At 60.8% G+C, this 21072-nt stretch carries 18 protein-coding genes; 15 read left to right on the top strand and 3 right to left on the bottom strand.

Features of this window, described 5'->3' with window-relative positions; genetic code table 11:
- The first annotated feature begins 80 nt into the window (after positions 1–80).
- The 14 genes from ACSAMW_RS09535 to ACSAMW_RS09470 all read left to right on the top strand — a co-directional run bounded on the left by ACSAMW_RS09535 (position 81) and on the right by ACSAMW_RS09470 (position 16065).
- A complete protein-coding gene (locus ACSAMW_RS09535) occupies positions 81–1703 on the top strand; it encodes a methyl-accepting chemotaxis protein (RefSeq protein ID WP_500593711.1) in 1623 nt (540 codons plus the stop codon).
- A complete protein-coding gene (locus ACSAMW_RS09530) occupies positions 1703–2227 on the top strand; it encodes a chemotaxis protein CheW (RefSeq protein WP_500593710.1) in 525 nt (174 codons plus the stop codon). The genes ACSAMW_RS09535 and ACSAMW_RS09530 overlap by 1 nt, the downstream gene beginning before the upstream one ends.
- Entirely contained in the window at positions 2224–3480 is a 1257-nt protein-coding gene (locus ACSAMW_RS09525; protein ID WP_500593709.1) for a CheR family methyltransferase, read from the top strand. The genes ACSAMW_RS09530 and ACSAMW_RS09525 overlap by 4 nt, the downstream gene beginning before the upstream one ends.
- On the top strand, positions 3477–4163 hold the full coding sequence (locus ACSAMW_RS09520) for a chemotaxis protein CheW (protein WP_500593708.1): 687 nt from the start codon (positions 3477–3479) through the stop codon (positions 4161–4163). The genes ACSAMW_RS09525 and ACSAMW_RS09520 overlap by 4 nt, the downstream gene beginning before the upstream one ends.
- A complete protein-coding gene (locus ACSAMW_RS09515) occupies positions 4160–6421 on the top strand; it encodes a hybrid sensor histidine kinase/response regulator (RefSeq protein ID WP_500593707.1) in 2262 nt (753 codons plus the stop codon). Before ACSAMW_RS09520 ends, ACSAMW_RS09515 begins: the two co-directional genes overlap by 4 nt.
- Complete coding sequence (locus tag ACSAMW_RS09510; RefSeq protein ID WP_500593706.1) at positions 6418–7425, top strand: chemotaxis response regulator protein-glutamate methylesterase; 1008 nt, start codon at positions 6418–6420, stop codon at positions 7423–7425. The genes ACSAMW_RS09515 and ACSAMW_RS09510 overlap by 4 nt, the downstream gene beginning before the upstream one ends.
- A gap of 54 nt (positions 7426–7479) precedes the next feature.
- Positions 7480–8487, top strand: a complete 1008-nt coding sequence (locus ACSAMW_RS09505) for a diguanylate cyclase (RefSeq protein WP_500593705.1) — start codon at positions 7480–7482, stop codon at positions 8485–8487.
- A gap of 100 nt (positions 8488–8587) precedes the next feature.
- A protein-coding gene (gene prfB, locus ACSAMW_RS09500; protein ID WP_168084376.1) for a peptide chain release factor 2 occupies positions 8588–9683 on the top strand; the annotation gives its coding sequence in 2 pieces (ribosomal slippage) (positions 8588–8659 and positions 8661–9683; 1095 coding nt in all).
- A 143-nt stretch (positions 9684–9826) separates the two neighbouring features.
- On the top strand, positions 9827–11329 hold the full coding sequence (gene lysS, locus ACSAMW_RS09495; RefSeq protein WP_500593704.1) for a lysine--tRNA ligase: 1503 nt from the start codon (positions 9827–9829) through the stop codon (positions 11327–11329).
- A gap of 45 nt (positions 11330–11374) precedes the next feature.
- On the top strand, positions 11375–12448 hold the full coding sequence (locus tag ACSAMW_RS09490) for a DUF6036 family nucleotidyltransferase (RefSeq protein ID WP_500593703.1): 1074 nt from the start codon (positions 11375–11377) through the stop codon (positions 12446–12448).
- A 172-nt stretch (positions 12449–12620) separates the two neighbouring features.
- Complete coding sequence (locus tag ACSAMW_RS09485) at positions 12621–13337, top strand: TetR/AcrR family transcriptional regulator (protein WP_500593702.1); 717 nt, start codon at positions 12621–12623, stop codon at positions 13335–13337.
- A gap of 17 nt (positions 13338–13354) precedes the next feature.
- The gene (locus ACSAMW_RS09480) at positions 13355–13906 is read left to right on the top strand and encodes a hypothetical protein (RefSeq protein WP_500593701.1); all 552 of its coding nucleotides are present in this window, start codon (positions 13355–13357) and stop codon (positions 13904–13906) included.
- 16 nt (positions 13907–13922) lie between these two features.
- Positions 13923–15200, top strand: a complete 1278-nt coding sequence (locus ACSAMW_RS09475; RefSeq protein WP_500593700.1) for a flavohemoglobin expression-modulating QEGLA motif protein — start codon at positions 13923–13925, stop codon at positions 15198–15200.
- Positions 15201–15204: 4 nt separating this feature from the next.
- Complete coding sequence (locus tag ACSAMW_RS09470; protein WP_500594014.1) at positions 15205–16065, top strand: alpha/beta hydrolase; 861 nt, start codon at positions 15205–15207, stop codon at positions 16063–16065.
- Between the two features lie 174 nt (positions 16066–16239).
- Here the strand turns inward: ACSAMW_RS09470 and lptF are convergent, their stop codons facing one another.
- From lptF to ACSAMW_RS09455, 3 genes are all read right to left on the bottom strand, one after another.
- Entirely contained in the window at positions 16240–17022 is a 783-nt protein-coding gene (gene lptF / locus ACSAMW_RS09465; protein WP_500593699.1) for a lipotoxin F family OmpA-related lipoprotein LptF, read from the bottom strand.
- A 39-nt stretch (positions 17023–17061) separates the two neighbouring features.
- A complete protein-coding gene (locus ACSAMW_RS09460) occupies positions 17062–17478 on the bottom strand; it encodes a DUF4398 domain-containing protein (RefSeq protein WP_500593698.1) in 417 nt (138 codons plus the stop codon).
- A 157-nt stretch (positions 17479–17635) separates the two neighbouring features.
- Positions 17636–18013, bottom strand: coding sequence for a pilin assembly protein (locus ACSAMW_RS09455; protein WP_500594013.1), 378 nt, complete (start codon positions 18011–18013; stop codon positions 17636–17638).
- Positions 18014–18181: 168 nt separating this feature from the next.
- Between ACSAMW_RS09455 and ppc the strand changes: the two genes are divergently transcribed.
- Positions 18182–20827, top strand: a complete 2646-nt coding sequence (ppc, locus tag ACSAMW_RS09450; protein ID WP_500593697.1) for a phosphoenolpyruvate carboxylase — start codon at positions 18182–18184, stop codon at positions 20825–20827.
- Positions 20828–21072 lie beyond the last annotated feature (245 nt).

The following is a 21072-nucleotide window of genomic DNA, read 5'->3' as shown; positions in this document are numbered from 1 at the left end:
TTGAAAGTCCCGCCTCGCTTAAAAAGCCTGGTCTATACTGCCTCACTTTCGCCCGCGCACTTAAGCACCGAGGAGTGATTGTGAAGAACTGGACATTGCGCCAGCGGATTCTGGCAAGTTTTGCTGTGGTCATTGCCATCATGCTCTCCATGGTACTGATCGCGTATTCACGCCTGGTCGTGATCGAGCAGGAGGCCGCCAGCCTACGCAGCGAAAGCATTCCCGGTGTGTACTCCAGTTCGATGCTGCGCGGCGCCTGGGTAGACAGCTACCTATACACCCAGCAGCTGTTGGGCCTGAGTTACCAACGCGAGCTGGTGTCTGCGGATGAGGAGCAGTACAAGGGGTTCAACGAGCGCCTGACCACACTGATGGCGACGCTGCGCGGTACGTTGAAGTCAGATGAAGAGAAGAACGCTTTCGCCGAATTCGAGCGCTGGCGTGTCGCTTATGATGCTGCGCTGAGCAAAACCCTTGATGCTTATCAGAAGCGCCATTTTACTGAAGCCATGGACGTGCTGGATCAGGACCTGACGCCGGCATGGACTGCAGGCCGCAAGCAGATCAATGTGGTGGTGGACCTTAACCGCAAGGCCGCCGAGGCCGCAGGCCTGGCTATCGAAGGTACGGTCGCGACCACTAAGCTGGTCATGCTCGGCTGCTTGCTGGTTGCCCTGATGGCAGCCATGGCGTGCGGGTTGTTGTTGCTGCGCAATATCATGGCACCCACTAACCGGCTACTGAGCATTCTGGCGATTACGCGGGCCGGAGACCTCAGCGCACGCCTGAACCTGGGGCGGCGCGATGAATTCCACGCCATCGAAACGGGCTTCAATGCCATGATGGACGATCTCAACGCCTTGGTGGCCCAGGCACAACGCTCATCTGTACAAGTGACCACGTCAGTCACCGAGATTGCCGCCACGTCCCGCCAACAGCAGGCTACCGCTACGGAAACGGCCGCCACCACTAGCGAAATCGGCGCTACCTCGCGGGAAATCGCCGCCACCTCACGTGACCTGGTGCGTACCATGGGGGAGGTGACCGGTGCTGCGGACACCGCTTCGATGTTGGCGGGTAATGGTCAGCAAGGGTTGGCGCGCATGGCAGAGACCATGCAGCAAGTGATGGGTGCCGCAGACCTGGTGAACGCCAAACTGGCTACGCTTAACGAAAAGGCCGGAAACATCACGCAGGTGGTGGTGACTATCGTGAAAGTGGCAGACCAGACCAACCTCTTGTCGCTCAATGCCGCCATCGAGGCGGAGAAAGCCGGAGAATATGGCAGAGGCTTCGCGGTTGTCGCCACGGAAGTGCGCCGCCTTGCCGACCAGACGGCGGTGGCCACCTATGACATTGAACAGATGGTGCGCGAGATCCAGTCCGCCGTTTCCGCCGGTGTGATGGGCATGGACAGGTTTTCCGAAGAAGTACGTCGCGGCATGCTTGAGGTGCAGCAGGTGGGCGAGCAACTCAATCAGATCATTCATCAGGTGCAGGCCCTGGCGCCTCGCGTACTGATGGTCAACGAAGGCATGCAGGCTCAGGCCACTGGTGCCGAGCAGATCAACCATGCCCTGAGCCAGCTCAGCGATGCCAGCAGCCAGACCGTGGACTCCTTGCGCCAGGCCAGCTCTGCCATCGATGAGCTGAGCCAAGTGGCTGCCGGCCTTCGTGGCGGCGTATCGCGCTTCAAGGTCTGATGGCTACTACCGCCCAGCTGGCCACAGGTGCGCTCACGAGCGCGAAGGCGGGCAAACTGTTCCTTCTGTTTACCTTGGGTGAGCAACGGTTTGCCTTGCCTGCGGCAGACATTGTGGAAGTGGTGCCGTTATTGCCGCTTAAGCCTATCCCCCAGGCGCCCGCTTGGGTAGGCGGGGTATTTGCTTATCGAGGCCAGGTGGTGCCTGTGATGGATGTTTCGCATCTGGCACTGGGTAAGCCAGCCATTCGTCGTACCAGCACCAGGACCGTTCTGGTGCGATACCGGGATGATCGCTGCCTAGGGTTGGTGCTTGAGCATGTGAATGAAACCCTGCGCTGCGATCCGGCAGAGTTCAAGCCTTATGGGTTGGATAACCCTCATGCACGGTATCTGGGGCCTATACGCGAGGATGCCAAGGGCTTGCTGCAATGGATTAGCGTGAACGAGTTGCTGGACGAGCGTGTGCGCCTGCTGCTGTTCGCGTCCCATAACAGCGCCTTGCTGAGCGAAGGTATGCCATGAACCCGGAGCAGCCGTTTCTGGATTTTCTGTACCAGCGCATTGGCCTGGATGCGGCTTCCGTAGGCGAGGCAACGATTGCACGTGCGGTGCGCCTGCGCCAGGCGGCGGTGCAAGCCCTTACCCTGGCCGATTACTGGGCGCTGCTCAACAGTGCGCCAGACGAGCAGCAAGCCCTGATCGAAGCGGTGATCGTGCCGGAAACCTGGTTCATGCGGTACCCGGAATCCTTCGCAGCCCTGGGGCGGCTGGCACGGGCGCGCTGGAGCGAGCTGGGCAGCACGCGCCCGCTGCGGCTGCTCAGCCTGCCTTGCTCGACAGGTGAAGAACCTTATTCCTTGGCCATGGCGTTGTTCGAGGCAGGCCTGCCACCTTCGGCCTTTATCATCGATGGTGTAGACGTGAGCCCTCATTCACTGGCCAAGGCACGGCAGGGGTTGTACGGGCGCAATTCATTCCGGGGTGACTACAAGGCTTTTCAGGCACGCCACTTTACGGCGGAGGGCGACGGGCACCGGCTGCAGGCTCGCCTTATCAACCAAGTGAAGCTGCAGGTGGGCAATATCCTGGACCCATTGCTGCTGGCCGGTGAGCCACCTTACGACGTCGTGTTCTGCCGCAACCTGCTTATTTACTTCGATGTGCCCACCCAGCAGCAGGTGGTTAAAACCCTCAAGCGGCTGGTGCAGCAGGATGGTGTGCTGTTTATTGGCCCTGCTGAAGGTAGTTTGCTGACCTCAAATGGTATGCGGCCACTGGGCATTGCGCAGGCGTTCGCTTTTGTACGCCAGCAAACTACAGCGGCAGGCGCGCCTCCCCCAGTAGTCCCAGCGGTATCGCCTACCTACTGGAGTGCTCCACCCTCCCGGCCTGCCACTGTGAAGCCACAACCTGCGGTCACCCCGGCACCTGCCTCCAAGGCAGAGCAGGGGGCCGGTGACGCAGCAGCGCTGCTAGAGCACATTGCCGTGCTGGCCAACAGTGGGAGCAGCGCACAGGCGCGCGCAGCCTGCGAACGCTACCTGCGCGATCACCCGCCCCATGCTCAGGTGTTCTATTGGCTGGGCCTGCTCAGTGATGTGAGTGGCGATACGCTGCAGGCCCAAGGTTTTTACCGCAAGGCGCTCTATCTGGCGCCGCAGCACGCCGAGGCCCTGGCACACCTGGCGATGCTGCTGGCTGCCAAGGGTGATACCGAAGGGGCGCAACGCTTGCAGGCCCGAGCCCTGCGCGCACGCAAGGAGCCTGACGCATGAGCGATGCTCAACCCCCTAGCGTGCTGGTCTACGCCGCTGACAGCGCCAGCCAGTCCATCGATCCCTGCTGGCAGACCATCGGTGTACGGGGTGACAAGTCTTGCCCACGGCTGGTGGATTACATCCGGTGCCTCAACTGTCCGGTGTTCGCGCAGGCTGCCACGGTACTGCTGGACCGCTACAGCCTTGAGCGAGCGCCGGGGGAACTCGTCTATGCGCCGACGCCCGAGGCAGTGCCGTCCCGTTCGTTAGTGGTGTTTCGCCTGGGCGCGGAGTGGTTGGGGCTGGCCACCAACTGCCTGGTGGAAGTGGCACCTCGTCAGGTTATTCATTCGGTGCCCCATCAACGTTCTCGTACCCTGCTGGGCGTAGCCAACGTGCGTGGTGCCCTGGTGCCCTGCATTGCTTTGCACACGTTAGTGGGGGTAGACACCGATACCCAAGCCACTACCGCCGGGCGCGTGGTGCCGCGCCTGTTGATCTTGGCGGCCCAAGGCGGTGCTGTGGTGGTACCCGTGGATGAGGTAGACGGTATCCGGCGTTTCGAAGGGGGCGCCATCGCGGCTGGAGCCAGCCCGGATGGCCAGCGGTTCACGGTAGCTGTGCTGAATGACGGCCCACGTACGCTGCGCATTCTCGACCACGAGGCGTTGATGGTTGCCATTACCCGGAGCCTCACATGACCCCCGAACAGATGCGCGATGCCTCATTGCTCGAACTGTTCGCGCTGGAAGCGGAAGCGCAGACCGCTGTGCTTGGCGCGGGCCTGTTGGCACTGGAGCGCAACCCTGTAGACGCTGGGCAGCTTGAGGCATGCATGCGGGCCGCCCACTCGCTTAAAGGGGCGGCCCGCATCGTTGGTGTGGACGCGGGCGTGCGGGTAGCGCATGTAATGGAGGACTGCTTGGTCGCCGCTCAAGCGGGTGAGCTGCGCCTGGCTGCCGAGCACATTGACGCTTTGTTGCAAGGGGCTGACCTGCTGATGCGCATTGCTGCGCCAGAGACCGCACCCAAGGCCCCGGACATTGATGCTTACCTGGCCAGGCTGGCGGCGGTATTGGACCCGTCAACCGTGCTAGCACCGCTACCAGTCCCGCCGCCTCCGCGTGCTCCGGATGCTGTGGCACACAGGCCTCAGGCAGCGGCAGAAGAGGCTCCCTCGGCAGGCCCTGCTCAGCCCCGTGGCAACGAAAGCGAGCGTGTGTTGCGCGTCACGGCCAAGCGCCTGAACGCACTGCTGGACCTGGCCAGCAAGGCGATGGTGGAAACCCAGCGCCTCAAGCCCTACCTGGCCAGCCTGCACCGCCTCAAACGGATGCAGGCCCAGAGCCTGCGAATGCTGGACGACCTCAAGGACAGCCTTGATAACGGTGGCACCCTCGAGGACCTGCGCAGCCTTGTGGCCCAGGCCCGGTCATCCCTGGCGGGCACACAGCACATCCTTCTGGGGCAGACCGCTGAGCTGGATGACTACGGTTGGGAAGCAGCGCAGCGGGCTCAGCAACTGTACGACACGGCACTGGCGTGCCGTATGCGCCCCTTCGCCGATGTGCTGGGCGGGCAGGCGCGCATGGTGCGAGACCTGGGCCGCAGCCTGGGCAAGCAGGTGCGGCTTGAGGTGGAGGGCGAAAAAACGCAGGTTGACCGTGACGTGCTCGAACGGCTTGAAGGCCCCTTGACTCACCTGCTGCGCAACGCAGTGGATCACGGTATCGAAATGCCGGAGCATCGCGTGCTGGCTGGTAAGCCTGCCGAGGGCACCTTGCGCCTGCGCGCGTCACACCATGCCGGGCAACTGGTACTGGAGCTGAGCGACGACGGCGCGGGCGTTGACCTGCCCCGGCTGCGCCAGAGCATTGTAGAGCGGCAATTGGCACCGGCGGACAGCGTGGGCTGCATGAGCGAAGAGGAACTGCTGGCGTTTCTGTTCCTGCCGGCCTTCAGCTTGCGCGATACGGTCACTGAAGTGTCTGGTCGCGGAGTTGGCCTGGATGCCGTGCAGCACATGGTGCGTGACCTGCACGGCGCCGTCGAGCTGACCCAGAGCGTCGGGCATGGTAGCCGGTTCATGCTGCAAGTGCCCCTTACACTGTCAGTGGTGCGCAGCCTCGTGGTGGAGGTCGGCGATGAAGCCTACGCGTTCCCCCTGGCTCATATCGAACACAGCCTGCACCTGGCCCCCGAGGACATGGTGCAGATTGAGGGGCGCCAGCATTTTTTCTACCACGGCCAGCAGGTCGGGCTGGTGGCGGCCAGCCAATTGCTGCAGCGGGCGCCCACTCAGCCAGCCGGTCACACCCTGTGCGTGGTAGTGGTGCGCGAGCGTGATGCCCTCTATGGCGTTGCCGTGGAACGCTTCATTGGCGAGCGCGTGCTGGCCGTACTGCCGTTGGACGCCAGGCTCGGGAAGGTTCAGGACATCTCAGCAGGCGCATTGCTTGATGATGGTTCGGTGGTACTGATCGTAGATGTGGAAGACATGGCGCGTTCGGTAGACAAACTGTTGAGCAGCGGGCGCCTGGAGCGTATAGACCGGCAAGCGGGCCAGGGGGCTCGGCGTGCGGGCAAGCGCATACTGGTGGTGGACGATTCGCTTACGGTACGCGAGTTGCAACGCAAACTCCTGGCCGCAGCAGGGTATGAGGTGGCGGTGGCCGTTGATGGTATGGAAGGCTGGAACGCACTGCGCAGCGAAGCGTTCGACTTGCTGATCACCGATATCGACATGCCACGTATGGACGGTATTGAGTTAGTGAGCCTAGTGCGCCGTGACAGCCGCCTGCACTCACTGCCTGTCATGGTAGTGTCGTACAAGGACCGTGAAGAAGATCGACAGCGTGGCCTGGAGGCAGGGGCTGACTATTACCTGGCCAAGGCCAGTTTCCATGATGATGCATTGCTTAATGCGGTAGCCGAGCTGATTGGAGAGGCTCAGGGATGAAGATAGCGATCGTCAATGACCTGCCCCTGGCGGTAGAGGCGCTGCGCCGCGCCTTGGCCTACGAACCGGCCCATGAAGTGATCTGGGTAGCAGGCGACGGTGAAGAGGCCGTGCGGCGTTGTGCCGAACAGCGCCCCGACGTTCTGCTGATGGATCTGGTGATGCCCAAGATGGACGGAGTAGAGGCCACCCGACAGATCATGGCCAATACCCCCTGCGCGATCGTGATCGTGACAGTGGACCGGGAACAGCACCTGCACCGTGTGTTTGAAGCCATGGGCTACGGTGCGCTGGATGTTGTGGATACGCCGGCCATAGGCGTGGGTGACGCAAAGGCTGCCGCGGCCCTGCTGCTGCGTAAAATCGTCAACATCGGATGGTTGATTGGTCAGCGCGCCGACGTGGCCGGTACGCAACGCTCCGTTCAGCCCAATGCGTCTCAGCCACCAGGGCTGGTGGCCATCGGGTCCTCGGCAGGCGGCCCCGCTGCGCTGGAAACGTTGCTCAAGGCCTTGCCCGTGGCGTTTCCGGCAGCAGTGGTGCTGGTACAGCATGTGGATGAAGTGTTCGCGGCCGGCATGGCGGACTGGCTGGGTACCGCATCGCGCCGGCCTGTCCGGTTGGCCAGGGAAGGGGATCGGCCCCAGCCCGGCGATGTGTTGCTGGCGGGCACTAATCATCATTTGCGCTTGACCCAAAACGGCACGTTGGCCTACACCGCTGAGCCGGTCGATGAAATCTACCGCCCCTCCATCGACGTGTTCTTTGAAAGCGTCTCGCGGTACTGGCAGGGTAAAGCCGTAGGCGTACTGTTAACCGGCATGGGCCGCGACGGCGCGCAGGGGCTCAAATGCATGCGTGAGCAGGGTCACCTCACCATTGCCCAGGACCAGCACACCAGTGCGGTCTTTGGCATGCCCAAGGCTGCCGTTGCCATCGATGCAGCGGTAGAGGTGCAACCCCTGGAATGCATTGCGCCACGATTAATGGAAAGCTTCGCATGATCAATATAGGTATAAGGCCCTATCGGCCCTCTGGCAGTAATCAGGTGAAACGCAATGATTGATCTGCAGATCGACCAGTTCAAATCCACCGACGAGAACAAGGCCATGGTCTTGCTGGTCGACGATCAGGCCATGATCGGCGAGGCCGTTCGGCGCAGCCTGGCGACAGAGCTGAACATTGACTTCCATTTCTGCGCCGACCCCCATCAGGCGATCGCCAATGCAGTGCGTATTCGGCCTACCGTGATCCTTCAGGACCTGGTCATGCCTGGGCTAGATGGGCTGACGCTGGTGCGCGAGTACCGCAACCATCCCTCCACGCGTGACATACCGATCATTGTGCTTTCCACGAAAGAAGACGCGGTGGTCAAGAGCGCTGCATTTGCAGCAGGTGCCAACGATTACCTGGTCAAGCTGCCTGATACCATCGAGTTGATCGCGCGTATTCGCTACCACTCTCGTTCCTACCTCACGCTACTGCAGCGCGACGAGGCCTATCGCGCACTTCGCGTGAGCCAGCAGCAGTTACTTGATACCAACCTGGTGCTGCAACGGTTGATGAACTCCGATGGCTTGACAGGCCTGTCCAACCGTCGTCACTTCGACGAATACCTTGAGCTGGAGTGGCGCCGGGCAATGCGCGACCAGACCCAGCTCACGCTGCTGATGATTGACGTGGACTACTTCAAGTCCTACAACGACAACTTCGGCCATCTGGAAGGGGACGAAGCCCTGCGCAAGGTGGCGGACGCCATTCGCGATTGTTCCAGCCGTTCCAGCGACCTGCCTGCCCGTTACGGTGGTGAAGAGTTCGCGCTGGTACTGCCCAGCACGTCACCAGGAGGCGCCCGCCTGATAGCGGAGAAGCTTAGGCAGAGCATTGCTGCGTTGGGCATCTGGCACAACGCCCCAGACCCCGACTCGGCGCTTACGGTCAGCATTGGCCTGGCAACTATCACGCCAGCGCCCGGTACAGCCTGCCGCCTGCTGATATTGGCAGCCGACAAAGGGCTGTACATGGCCAAGCATAGTGGCCGCAACCGGGTGGTCATGGCTGAATGAACAGGCGAGCGCGGGTGGGGCGGGTACTGGCCTTGTCGGCTACAAGGCAGGTGCCCCGCATGCTATACTCCGCAGCTTTTGATGCGAGTGCCCAGCCGCCATGGAAATCAACCCGATCCTGAACACTATCAAGGACCTTCGCGAACGTTCCGAAACCATTCGGGGGTATCTTTGACTACGATCAAAAGTCTGAACGGCTGACCGAAGTCAATCGCGAACTTGAAGATTCCAATGTGTGGAACAACCCCGAATATGCCCAGAACCTGGGCCGGGAGCGTTCAACCCTGGCGACCATCGTCGACACGCTCGACGAGCTGCACAGCGGCCTGGCCGATTGCCGCGACCTGCTGGACATGGCTGTCGAGGAAAACGACGAAGGCGCCGTAGCCGACGTGGTCAGCGAGCTGGACCGGCTGCGCCTGGCCCTGGAGCAACTTGAATTCCGCCGCATGTTCAGCGGCGAAATGGACATCAACAACGCTTACCTGGACATCCAGGCCGGTTCTGGCGGCACTGAAGCCCAGGACTGGGCCAACATGCTGCTGCGCATGTACCTGCGCTGGGCTGACAAGCGCGGTTTCGATGCCACCATCATGGAGCTGTCCGAGGGCGAAGTCGCTGGTATCAAAGGCGCCACCTTGCACATCAAGGGCGAGTACGCGTTCGGTTGGCTGCGCACGGAAATCGGTGTGCATCGCCTGGTGCGCAAAAGCCCATTCGACTCCGGCAACCGCCGCCATACCTCGTTCACGGCTGTGTTCGTGTCCCCTGAAATCGATGACAACATCGAGATCGAGATCAACCCGGCCGACCTGCGTATCGACACCTACCGGTCATCCGGTGCCGGTGGTCAGCACGTGAACACCACAGACTCGGCCGTGCGGATCACCCACGTGCCCACCAATACCGTGGTCAGCTGCCAAAACGAGCGCTCCCAGCACGCCAACAAGGACACCGCCATGAAAATGCTGCGGGCCCGGTTGTACGAGCAGGAAGTGCAAAAACGCAACGCCGCGTCCCAGGCGCTGGAAGACACCAAGTCCGATATCGGCTGGGGCCACCAGATCCGCTCTTATGTACTGGACCAGTCCCGTATCAAGGACCTGCGCACAAGCGTGGAGCGCAGTGACTGCGACAAGGTGCTGGACGGCGACCTGGATGAATACCTTGAGGCGAGCCTGAAGCAAGGCCTTTAGGCCTTGCTTCATCAGCGGCAAGCTACAAGCCGCAAGCTGCAAGCCAGAAGCGGCCCGCGCCTGCTTTGCAGCTCTTGATTCTGCTTCTACTTGCAGCTTGAAGCTTGCTGCTTGAGGCTGAAGAACACTTTGACGGATATGACATGAGCGACCAACCACTCGACCCGCAAGACCTGCAACAGGAAGAAAACACCCTGATCGCCCTGCGCAAGGAAAAGCTTGCCCAGGCCCGCGAGGCAGGCAATGCCTTCCCCAACGACTTCCGCCGTGACAGCTACTGCGATGCCCTGCAGAAGCAATACGCCACCGAGACCAAGGAAGCGCTGGAAGCTGCAGCGATTCCGGTCAAGGTGGCAGGCCGCATCATGCTCAACCGTGGCGCGTTCATGGTGATTCAGGACATGACCGGCCGCCTGCAGGTGTATGTGAACCGCAAGGTGCTCACGGCTGACACCCTGGCGGCGATCAAGACCTGGGACCTGGGCGATATCATTGCTGTGGAAGGCACCCTGGCCCGCTCTGGCAAAGGTGACCTGTACGTGGACATGACACAGGTAAAGCTGCTCACCAAAGCGCTGCGCCCGCTGCCAGACAAGCACCATGGCCTGACCGACACCGAAACCCGTTACCGCCAACGCTATGTGGACCTGATCGTTAACGAAGACGTGCGCGATACCTTCCGTGTGCGTTCGCAGGTCATTGCGCACATTCGTGCGTTCCTGGCCAAGCGCGACTTCCTGGAAGTCGAAACCCCCATGCTGCAAACCATCCCGGGCGGCGCAGCAGCCAAGCCGTTCGAAACCCACCATAATGCCCTGGACATGGAAATGTTCCTGCGCATCGCACCGGAGCTGTACCTCAAGCGGCTGGTAGTCGGCGGCTTCGAGAAAGTGTTCGAGATCAACCGCAACTTCCGTAACGAAGGCGTTTCTACCCGGCACAACCCTGAGTTCACGATGCTCGAGTTCTACCAGGCCTACGCTGATTACGAAGACAACATGGACCTCACCGAGGAACTATTCCGTGAGCTGGCGCAGCAGGTACTGGGCACCACTGACGTACCGTACGGTGACAAGGTGTTCCACTTTGGCGAACCCTTCGTGCGCTTGTCGGTGTTCGACTCGATCCTCAAGTACAACCCCGAGCTGACGGCTGCCGACCTCACTGACCTGGACAAGGCCCGTGAAATCGCCAAGAAAGCTGGCGCCAAGGTGCTCGGGTTTGAAGGCCTGGGCAAGCTGCAGGTGATGATTTTCGAAGAGCTGGTGGAGCACAAGCTGGAGCAGCCGCACTTCATCACGCAGTACCCCTTCGAAGTGTCGCCGCTGGCGCGCCGCAACGACGAAAACCCCAACGTTACCGACCGTTTCGAGCTGTTCATTGGCGGCCGCGAACTGGCCAATGCCTACTCGGAGCTCAACGACGCTGAAGACCAGGCCGAGCGGTTCATGGCTCAGGTGGCCGACAAGGACGCCGGTGATGACGAGGCCATGCACTACGACGCCGACTTCGTGCGGGCGTTGGAGTACGGCATGCCGCCAACGGCAGGGGAAGGCATCGGTATCGACCGCCTTGTGATGCTGCTGACCAACTCGCCCTCCATCCGCGATGTCATCCTGTTCCCGCACATGCGGCCACAGGCCTGAAAACTCAAGCCAGCCAAGTCCCCATCAGCGGCCGTTAAACCGCTGATGGAGCGTTTCACTTTAAGGTATGGATATCTGACAGTGGTACAACATCAAGCTCTGCCTTACATTCAGGTAACGACCCCTCTGGGCCAGGCGGTTGTCGCCATGTTTCAAAGTGTGGAAGACGAGCTTGCAGGGTATCCGCCGGGTTCAGTAAAGATCATCATTTTTGGCGGTGTAGCCGTGCACCTGTACACCCATCATCGCGTGTCGGTTGATGTGGACGGTGAAATGTTCTACTGCAGCCGCGCAATAGATAAGCAAGCCCTGGTCGAAAACCTCGGTGCTACGCCAGAGACTTTTATCGACCCGGACACGGGGCGTGCGCTTTCGCTTAACTATGATTTGACGTTCAATACAACGCTAGGACCACTGCACGAAGATTATCTTGATCGCGCCGTTCCGCTTGAGGCGTTTAGCCCTACGTCAGCGCTGCATATACTGATTGCGGCCCCGGTAGATCTTGCTATATCGAAGCTCGGGCGTGCTACTGACCAGGACGTCGAAGATATCCAAAAGCTTCTTATCCATGGCCTCGTTTCGACCGCGGAGCTGGAGCAGCTAGCTTTGCAAGCGATTGATGTGTACGTTGGAAACAAAGAATCCCGCGTTCGATTCTGCGAGGCATCATCGGAGATTTGGAGGCTACTCATGAAGAATCATTGCCCTGAGGCTTCGCTTTCTACACAGTTGGCCGTGTTGACGAAACTGCCTCTCGATCAGACGGACGATGCAGTGCTGATCAGTACTGCCAAGGCCGTTTGGTATTCAGACGGCAGTCTTGAGAACGCGTTAGCTGGTTTTCTTCAGGCGCCTCATAGCGAGATAGAGATCCGGCGGGCGGGTTATCTCCTTGAGCGATTGACTCAATTCACCTGCGCGACGGATGCCAGGGTATCCGAGACGTATCGAGCCCTGAGCCTGGTTGCAGGCAGCAAGGTAGTCGACGTCACACGCAAAGGACGGGTTGACCGATTGGCTTTATCTTGGGGGCTTGAGCAAGGGCTCGGTCTTAAGGTCCAGGCGCTGCTACCTTTTCAGACGCGCCATTTCGAGGCATCGCAACGTGCCATGTGATCAATGGCAGGTTATCTCAAACCACAAGAAGCCGGCTCACAGCCGGTTTTTTTACGCCTGATCTTCTTTCAACACAAAACAACCTCCATCCTGGTCCAATTGGGGCAAAATGGCCGCCTCGGTACAGAGGGCCGCTGGCGGCCTTGGATGCGTCAATGTGAAAGGATCAAACGTGGAACCTGCAACCGTAGCAACAGGGGCCGCCGGCGTTGCCAGCGCCGTGGCCAACAGTGTTCAGTACGAAGGCCGCAAGCCGGCACGGCAGGGCAGCGAGCAGCGCCGCCAAGCCATCCTCGATGCCGCCATGCGTATTGTGGTACGCGATGGGGTACGCGGTGTTCGACACCGTGCTGTGGCCACGGAAGCCGGAGTGCCACTGTCGGCGACAACCTATTATTTCAAGGACATCGAAGACCTCTTGGCAGACAGTTTTGCCCGCTATGTGGAGCGAAGCGCCGCCCACATGGCCAAGCTATGGTCCAGCAGCGAGGAAATGCTGCGCCAGTTGCTGGCTGCCACCGACAACACCCCTGAAGCACGGGGCCGCCTGGCCGATGCCATTGCCCGCATGACGGCAGACTATGTGCGCAAGCAACTGAACACGCGGCGCGATTATTTGATGGCCGAGCAGGCGTTTCGTCAGGAAGCGCTGCTGACCCCCCGCCTGGCCGGGCTGGTACTCTCGCACCAACAGATCCTCCATGAGGGGGCCTGCCAGATGCTGCGCGTGTTGGGCTCACGTTGCCCTGAGCAGGATGCGCAGGTGTTGACGGCGTTGATCGGGCAGATGGAATATCAGGCCCTGCTAGCGCCCGCATCTGCTAAACACGGCAATGAGATGCTGGATATTCTTACTCGTTACATGCACCTGGTGCTGGCAGCAGCCTGACCGAGGAGAGCTTTGGGATGAATGTGTGGCGCACGCTTTTGGCAATGCTACTCGCCAGCGGCCTGTTGACCGGTTGCCTGGCGACCTTCGACGAGCCCATCCCGCCTGGTACCAAGGCGCCAGCCGCATTGATTGGCCAATGGCAAGCCCGAGATGCCTGGGGTGAGCACCTTCACTTGAACATCCAGCCTGCAACCAATGGTCGTTACTCGGCTGTGAGCTACCAGAAGGGTGCCTCTGCCCCGCGTGATCAGGCCCTGTTTACCGTCAGCCGCCACGGCGGGCGCTGGTACGCCAGTGCCCCCATGCCCAAGGCCTACGGGGGCCGTTTTGCCATAGTAGGTTTTGAACTGAGTGATGCCGGTGAATTGGTGGTCTACAACCTGGACCTGGAGCCCTTGCAGCAGGCCATTGCACAACAGTCCCTGGCCGGCGAGCGCTTCGATACCCAGGACGGCCAGGGCGTTGCCGTGCGGTCCACCCCGGCCCAGGTCTTTGCCTGGCTGGACGACCCTGCCAATTCCGATGTGTTTGTAGAGGTTGCTCGCTACAAGCGAGTTGCGCATTGACTGACAAGGAGGGCTGATGGACGAGTATCAGCAGACGGTGCGCGCACTGTCTGACCGCATTGTGAGCGCGCAAACCCCCATCAGGATTCTTGATGCGGTGAAATGGGACGACAACGTTCGCCAAACCTTTCTCAAGGCCAAGGGTAAGGCCCTTCCTATCGTAGACCGCGCCTGGTACCAGGGCCGGCCATTGAGTTTCGATGCGGCGGCGGTACGGATCGAGTTTCAGAATATCGAGCGTGACGTGACCCGTCAGCTGGGCCAGTTCAACCCTGTGGGGCAGATCATGCGGCGTATGTGCCGCGAGTACCGCATGGTGGTGCGCATGCTCGAAGCCCGTGGCACCGAAGACTTCGGGCTGATTTCCCAGGAACTGTACGGTGCGGCTTCCGACGCTTTCCATGCGGGCGACCCTACGCTGTCGGACCTTGGCCTGATGCTCTCCGACTACCTCAACAGGATCGACGGCCGTGGCGACCTCAAGGACGAGGTCAAGAACCTTACCGCCAAGCAGGCGGTAGACATGCTGCAGAGCCGGCTTAACCGAGTGTTCGGTGAAACCGAAGAAACTATCCGCGTGTTCGAGTCGGACGGGATCGTCGCCGACGCTGCCGCTGGGGCGGACTACATCAAAGTACGCGCCGATGCCATGTTCAATGAGCGTGACGTGCGTGCATTGGAGGTGCATGAGGGGCTGGTGCATGTGGGCACCACCCTCAACGGCCTTAACCAGCCGGTGTGTACCTTCCTGTCCAAGGGGCCGCCTTCGTCTACCGTGACCCAAGAGGGCCTGGCCATTTTGATGGAGGTCATTGCGTTCGCCTCCTACCCCAGCCGCTTGCGCAAGCTTACCAACCGCACACGCGCTATCCATATGGTGGAAGAGGGCGCCGATTTCCTGCAGGTATTCGAGTTCTTCAGGGAGCAGGGCTTTGGCATGGAGGACAGCTACGGCAATGCCAGCCGGGTATTCCGTGGCTCCACCCCCACGGGCCTGCCCTTTACCAAGGACCTGTCCTACCTCAAGGGCTTTATCATGGTGTACAACTACATCCAGCTGGCGGTGCGCAAGGGCAAGCTGGACCAAGTGTCACTGCTGTTCTGTGGCAAGACGACCCTGGAGGACATGCGTATCTTGCGCCAGTTGGTAGACGAGGGTCTGGTAGCGCCACCCAAGTACTTGCCAGAGCAATTTCGTGACATGAATGCACTGTCCGCCTGGATGTGCTTTTCCAACTTCCTCAACCACCTGAGCCTTGACCGCATTGAAGCGGATTACGCGAATATCATTTAACGCCCTGACAGTGGCGCTGCTGCTCTCAATAACGGGCTGCAGCAGCCTGCTGTTCTATCCGGAGCCTGGCGAGCCGTTCACCCCAGACGTGGCCAAGGTGCAATGGCAGCCGGTAACGCTGCACACGTCCGACGGCGTGCGACTGCATGCCTGGTGGCTGCCTGCCAAGGCAGGTGTGCCCGTGAAAGGGACCGTGCTGCATTTGCACGGTAACGGGGGCAACCTGGCACGGCACCTGGGCGGCAGTTGGTGGTTGCCCGCTGAAGGTTATCAGGTATTGCTGCTGGATTACCGGGGGTATGGCTTGTCTGAAGGGCAGGCAAGGTTGCCGGGTATCTACCTCGACATTCAAGCTGCACTGGCGTGGCTGCGTACGTCGCCTGAGACTCAAGGCCACCCATTGGTGTTGCTGGGCCAAAGCCTAGGGGGCGCGCTGGCGATCCATTACCTGGCTGGGCACCCACAGGAGGCCGCGCGGTTCCAAGCCATGGTATTCGACGGTGCGCCTGCCAGTTACCGCAAGGTCGGCCAGTTTGCCTTGAGTACGTCATGGTTGACGTGGCCCTTGCAGGTGCCGTTGTCGTGGTTCGTGCCCGATGGGGACAGTGCCTTGAGGGCGGCGCCTGGCTTGGCCAAGGTGCCCAAGTTGGTGTTCCAGAGCCTGGATGACACGGTGGTGCCTTTGGAAAACGGCCTTGCGTTGTACAAGGCATTGCCTCCGCCACGGGTACTCCAACTTACCCGAGGCGCACACGTGCAAACCTTCGCCGACCCTACCTACCGACAAGTCATGGTCAAGTTCCTGGAAGACCCCAGCCACTTCAACGGCCTGCGACGGCTGGGCGAGATTCCCAATTACCTCTGAGCCGGCGGCCTACCCCCCTGTGGGAGCAGGCGCTAGCCTGCGAAAAAGGCTGGAAAATACGTCAGGATTGTTTGCAGCCCGTTCACAGGCCCTGCGTGGTCCAACAGTGTTTGTTTCTACGGCGCAAAAAAAAACCAGCCCCTAAGGGCTGGTCTCTTGGCACGGCAGCAACGCTTACTTCATCGAAGAGCGTGGGGCTACTGGCTGGTTGTCGTTGGAAATGGTCACTTCCACGCGACGGTTCATGGCACGGCCTGAGCTGCTGCTGTTGTCAGCAACTGGGTACTGCTTGCCGTAGCCCTGGGCCACAATGCGCTTGATATCAACGCCTTGGCGAACCAGTGCAGCCAGTACCGAGTTGGCACGTGCCTGGGACAGGTTCTGGTTATAGGAGTCAGAGCCAGTGGCATCGGTGTAGCCTTCGATGATCACCTGGCGGTCTGGGTTGTCCTTCAGGAACTGAGCCAGCTGAATGACGTTGGTCATGCCGCTAGGCTTGAGTTCAGCTTTGTTCAGGTCGAACAGTACGTCGCCGAAGGTGACCAAGGTGCCGCGCTCGGTCTGCTTGGCATTCAGGCTGTTCTGCAGCTTCTTGATTTGAGCATCGCGGGCGTCAAGCTGAGCCTTGGCACGCAAGGCAGCGGCGTTCTTGATGTCGTCTTCAGAGGTGCGCAGGGCGATGGTCTGCTTGGCAAACTCGACGCGCTGGTTAGTCAGGTAGGCCAGCTGGTCAACCTTCTTCTTGTCTTCGTCATTGCGGTAGGCCTTGTCAGCCTTGTCCAGCCACTCGGAAGCGTCTTTGGTTTCCAGTGCCGCCAAGGTGGCCGACTTAGGGTTGGTCTGCAGCGACGTGAAGTTGGTGCGCGCGCTTTCCAGGTTGGCGTTCGGGTCGTGCGAGCAGGCGCTCAGGCTAACGGCCACGGCCAACAGGGCAGGGATCATCAATTGTTTACGCATGGGGCTATTCCTTATCTGTGCGAAGTACGGTCGTGGCAATTAAGGCTGGATGTTGCGCATGCCTTCCTGGCGCAGGTCTTCCACGCCTTGGTGCGCATCGTCTACAGCTTTCTGTGCCTTCGCAGCTTGGGCCTTGCGTTCCGCTACACGAGCATCCCATTCGGCTTGCTCGGCCAGCATCCGGGCCTTGTCATAGTTTTCGTCGTGCATGGCGATTTCAGCCGCCTTGAACTTGTCCTGGGCCGACTTGGTTTCCACGGCCGCAAATTCAGTGCCGCCAGCGCTGACGGCGCTGTTCACGGCCGACTGGGCCAGGGCGTATTGCTCGGTCGGTGGGTTACCCGCGCAACCGGCCAGGATGAAGCTGCTGCCCAACGCCAGTACGGCGAGCTTGAGCCCACGAACAGCGTTGGACGAAGGGTTGGCAGTACAAGTCTTCATGATCTTCGACTCCATAGGAGGGCTTTTTTCAGAACGGTGTTTCCATGGCAGCGGCAGGGGCAACGTGGCCGCGAGCGTTGTACTGCGATGGCTAATGTTTGGGACTCAAGTGTTTTTCGAATAGTTCAGAAATCTGGCCTGTTGCGTGGTTTTTTACAGTCTGAAGGCTCTGTTATGAGCCTTGTGGCGCACCAGCAGGCTGAGGAGGTATGGGCGCTTGGGGTGAGCTCTGGGTCATTTTCTCAAGGTTACGCCGCGACAGCGCCAGGAAACGTGGGGTAGGGCCGATGTCTTCATACATCGGATCGCCTTCCTCGTCGGTAGCAATTACCTTGGTGCCTCGCACATAGGGAAAGCTGGTTTCCAGTTCTTCTAAAGCAGCCCCGATCAACTCACCTAGCAGTTCTTCGGGGTGGTGCTTGGGGTACATCTCCTGCAAGGCTTCCAGGCGTGCGGCTGACTCAACGTCCAAGTGGATGCTGTAGGGGGTTTCGGTCAGGCGGCCTTTGGCGTTCTGTTCCCAGTGGCGGGCTAGCTCACGGATTTTCATGGGCACCTCGTGGGTCGGATAACACAACGCCCAAGGCACAACCGCGGTGTGTGTGCCCTTGGACGACGGGTGAGTTACCTGGGTATTGAGCTGTTTTTCGACGCCGCGTTCAGTCATCCGGTGCGCTATCCTGCTGCGTCTACCGGCCCTTTGACGGAGAATGGAAACATGAGTGAGATCGACGCGCGCTTGCGCGAACGGGTCCATGTACTGGGCGAATTGCTTGGCACCACCATTCGCGAGCAATACGGCGATGCCTTTCTGGACAAGATCGAGCGCATTCGCCATGGCGCCAAGGCCGACCGGCGCAGCGCCCAGGCCGGCCCGGCGCAGCTGAGTGACCGGCTCAATGAGCTCAGTGAAGACGACCTGCTGCCAGTGGCCAGGGCCTTCACACAGTTCTTGAACCTGGCCAACATTGCCGAGCAATACCAGCTCATCCGCCGACGCACCGAAGACAGCGGCCAGGCCGGTGAAGTACTGGACGCCCAGCGCCTGCCCGAGTTGCTGGCACGGCTGGGTGCCGCCGGTCACAGCGCGGATCACCTGGCACAGCACGTGGGCCGCCTGGACATCGAACTGGTGCTGACCGCCCACCCCACTGAGGTGGCGCGTCGCACGTTGATCCAGAAGTACGATGCCATTGCCGCCCAGTTGGCGGCGCTGGATCATCGAGACCTCACTACCGCGGAGCAGCAGAGCCTTCACAATCGCCTGCAAAGGCTGATTGCCGAGGCTTGGCACACTGACGAGATCCGGCGAACACGCCCTACGCCTGTGGACGAGGCCAAATGGGGCTTTGCCGTCATTGAGCATTCCCTTTGGCACGCGGTACCCAGCCATTTGCGCAAGGTAGACGCCGCACTGTACGAGGCCACGGGCCTGCACCTGCCCCTGGAGGCGGCGCCTATCCGTTTTGCCTCCTGGATGGGCGGGGACCGGGACGGCAACCCCAACGTTACCGCTGCCGTTACCCGCGAGGTGCTGCTACTAGCACGCTGGATGGCAGCAGACCTTTTCTTGCGGGACGTGGACCACCTGGCAGGCGAGCTGTCCATGCAGCAGGCCAGCGACGCACTGCGCGCACGCAGTGAAAACAGCCCTGAGCCTTACCGCAGTGTGCTCAAGCAACTGCGTGAACGGCTCAAGGCCACACGCCACTGGGCCCAAGCTGCTCTCAAGGGCCCTGAACCTGCCTATGCAGACGTGCTGCAGGACAACCGCGAGCTCTTGGAACCCTTGCTACTGTGTTTCGATTCGCTGCATGCGTGCGGCATGGGGGTCATCGCTGATGGCCCTCTGCTCGATTGCATCCGGCGCGCCGTCACCTTCGGGCTGTTCCTGGTGCGCCTGGACGTGCGCCAAGACGCTGCACGGCATTGTGCAGCCATGAGCGATATCACTGAATACCTGGGGTTGGGCCGTTACGCCGATTGGGACGAGGAAGACCGCGTTGCGTTTCTTTTGGCGGAGCTGGACAACCGTCGGCCCTTACTGCCGCCGTCGTTCAAGGCCTCGGCGGACACTGCTGAAGTGTTGGCTACCTGCCGTGAAGTGGCGGCAGCGCCTGCAGCCTCCCTGGGCAGCTACGTGATTTCCATGGCAGGCGCTGCTTCAGACGTGTTGGCCGTGCAACTGCTGCTCAAAGAGGCCGGGTTGCAGCGGGCCATGCGTGTGGTGCCGTTGTTTGAAACATTGGCCGACCTGGACAACGCCGGCCCGGTCATTGAACGCCTGCTGGCATTGCCAGGTTACCGCGCACGGCTACAAGGCCCGCAAGAAGTGATGATCGGCTACTCCGACTCGGCCAAGGATGCAGGTACTACCGCTGCGGCCTGGGCGCAGTACCGTGCTCAGGAAACCTTGGTCGACATTTGCCGCGAGCATGGCGTGGAACTGCTGTTGTTCCATGGCAGGGGCGGCACGGTAGGGCGCGGAGGTGGCCCGGCCCACGCCGCTATTCTGTCCCAGCCCCCCGGCTCAGTAGCCGGTCGCTTCCGTACCACCGAACAGGGGGAGATGATCCGGTTCAAATTCGGCCTGCCAGACATCGCCGAGCAGAACCTCCACCTGTACCTGGCCGCTGTACTGGAGGCCACGCTGTTACCGCCGCCACCACCGGAGGCGCCGTGGCGTGCGCTGATGGACGAGTTGGCCAGGGACGGTGTGCAGGCCTACCGCAAGGTGGTGCGTGAGCACCCGCAATTTGTCGAATACTTCCGCCAATCCACTCCCGAGCAGGAACTGGGGCGCCTTCCCCTCGGCAGCCGCCCCGCTAAACGGCGGCAAGGGGGCATTGAAAGCCTTCGCGCTATCCCCTGGATTTTCGGCTGGACCCAGACCCGCCTCATGCTGCCAGCCTGGTTGGGCTGGGAAGCAGCGCTGGGCAATGCACTGCAGCGTGGGGAGGGCGACCGGCTGGCTGACATGCGCGAACACTGGCCGTTCTTCCGTACACGTATCGACATGCTGGAAATGGTACTGGCCAAGGCCGATGCCGAGATTGCGCGGCAGTACGACGAGCACTTGGTCAAGGATGCCCTGAAGCCGTTGGGCCATGAGTTGCGCGACTTATTGTCGCAGTGCGTGCGGCAAGTGCTAACCCTGACAGGGCAGAGCAAGCTGCTTGCCAGCAGCCCGGAAACCCTGGAGTTCTTCGCGCTGCGTAATACCTACCTGGACCCACTGCACCGGCTGCAAATGGAGCTGCTGGCACGTTCGCGCGTTCAGCAGGGGGCCCCAGGCAGTGGCCTTGAGCAGGCCTTGCTAGTAACAGTGGCAGGTATCGCTGCCGGGCTACGCAACACGGGGTAACACGTGCGCTGTGCTCCTGGCCACAGGCGGGTCAGGGGCTGCTTTACCTGTGCTTGAAAGGTTAGAGGGTTGCACTGGGTCGCACCTGTCGCCCTGCGGCGGGTGCCTGCGACCTTAGGTGGCTTGTCTGGGGGTAGGCGGCTGTGTATCTTGGGCAGCCTTTTGGCCGATTGTTCGGCCAGCCCGAATTTTTCGATGGCTCACCGGTAGTTATGTTTTCTCCAGGGTCATTGGTGTTGTTTAAA

The sequence above is a fragment of the Pseudomonas sp. AB39(2026) genome (assembly GCF_059831485.1).
This window is presented reverse-complemented; position numbering and strand designations above follow the sequence as displayed.